Genomic DNA, 1,489 nt, shown 5'->3' with positions numbered 1-1,489 from the left:
CTGGGCTCATTGCGGCCAACGTACTCGTGAAGAGTTACTTGCTGATACATGCGGAAAAATGTGCATTGAATCGCTGGAAGATCTGCCAAAATCCTATCTCCCTCATGCTGTAAGTCTTGTTTGGGAAGGTATTAACCGTGAATCCGGTCGAGCTAATGCCCTCAAAGAAGCAAGTTATTAAAACCTATGTTTCCAAAGAGGAATACGCGCAGATCAGTGCGACCGCGAGGCAGTGCAGCATATCTCTTTCTGCTTTTGCGAAAGCTGTTTGTCTGGGCCACGAGATCAAGAGCCGCACTGATCAGCAGGCCCGTTTGGAGCTGCTGAAGCTTAATGCCGATCAGGGCCGATTGGGTGGTCTGCTCAAGATGTGGATTCTCGATGATGATAAACACCGCACGGATATTGAGGCTTTGCTGGAAGATCTCCGCCGGCTTCAGAGGGAAATAGTTCAGAAGGTCAGAACCATATGATTAGCCGCAGGATTTCTTGTAAGCCCCAGAACGATAACTATGGCCGATTGGCCGAGTACATTGCCGACGCCAAGCACAAGGGTGAAAAGACCTTAATGTCCTGGTGCGCCGGTTGTTGGGCTGGTGAGGATTACGAACTGGCGATTCAGGAAGTTCTCGATACTCAGGATCTGAATCAGCGCACCCGCAAGGAGAAGACCTATCACCTGATTGTGTCTTTCAGGCCGGAGGATGAGTCTGTCCTTACCCCGGACGATTTTAAGGAGATCGAGCAGGAGTTCTCCAAGGCCTTGGGATTTGAGGAACACCAGCGGCATTGCGGTGTTCATAAGAATACCAACAATATTCATATGCACATCGCGTATAATATGATTCACCCGGAGAAGCTGACCCGCTACGAGCCGTTCCGGGATTTCTACAAGCGCGACCGGCTRCAYCGTGAGCTGGAGCAGAAGTTCGCCCTGAAGTTCGATAACGGCAGGAAGAAGGATCAGGAGCCGAAGCGCAGCAAYGACCGGGCTGACACGTACGAGGCTCATTCTGGCCAGCAGTCCTTTGATTCGTATGTGAAGGAACGCAAGGATTTTATCTTGAAGTCTTTGGATAAGGCGCAGGACTGGCATGAATTCCACATGTCACTTGCTGAGATCGGGATCGAAGTCCGTCTGCGCGGGAACGGTTGCAGCATTAAGGACCGCCATTCCAAGACGGCTATYAAAGCCAGCCGGCTTGATCGGAATTTTACCAAGTCAAAACTTGAGGCCCAGCTTGGCCACTATCAGTATACCAAGGGGATCGTGGTAAATGAGAAGGATAGGTATGTTGCTCGACCGCTGCATAAGCATCGGGGAGAACTGTATGCCGAATATCGGGCCGCTGTTTCCGGCAGGAAAAAGGGCTATGAGGATCTGCGCGAAGAGCAGGATGGCCGCTGGAAGCAGACCAGTTCCTATTGGGATGGCAAGATCAAGGCCCTTAAGAATGACAAAAAACTTAGAATCAAAGATCGTAGCCGG

At 50.9% G+C, this 1,489-nt stretch carries 3 protein-coding genes; all 3 read left to right on the top strand.

Annotated features, from left to right (window positions below; all coding sequences use genetic code 11):
- Positions 1–181: hypothetical protein (locus tag D0S45_20315; GenBank protein TIH08940.1), on the top strand; the 181-nt coding region annotated here is incomplete at its 5' end.
- The gene (locus D0S45_20310; protein TIH08939.1) at positions 156–473 is read left to right on the top strand and encodes a conjugal transfer protein TraJ; all 318 of its coding nucleotides are present in this window, start codon (positions 156–158) and stop codon (positions 471–473) included. The genes D0S45_20315 and D0S45_20310, both read left to right, overlap by 26 nt.
- On the top strand, positions 470–1,489 hold a 1,020-nt coding region (locus tag D0S45_20305), incomplete at its 3' end, for a relaxase (protein TIH08938.1). The genes D0S45_20310 and D0S45_20305, both read left to right, overlap by 4 nt.

It is taken from the genome of Marinifilum sp. JC120 (genome assembly GCA_004923195.1).
Taxonomy (GTDB): Bacteria; Desulfobacterota; Desulfovibrionia; order Desulfovibrionales; family Desulfovibrionaceae; genus Maridesulfovibrio.
Note: the sequence above shows the minus strand (reverse complement) of the source record. Positions and strands in the feature narration are given on the sequence as shown.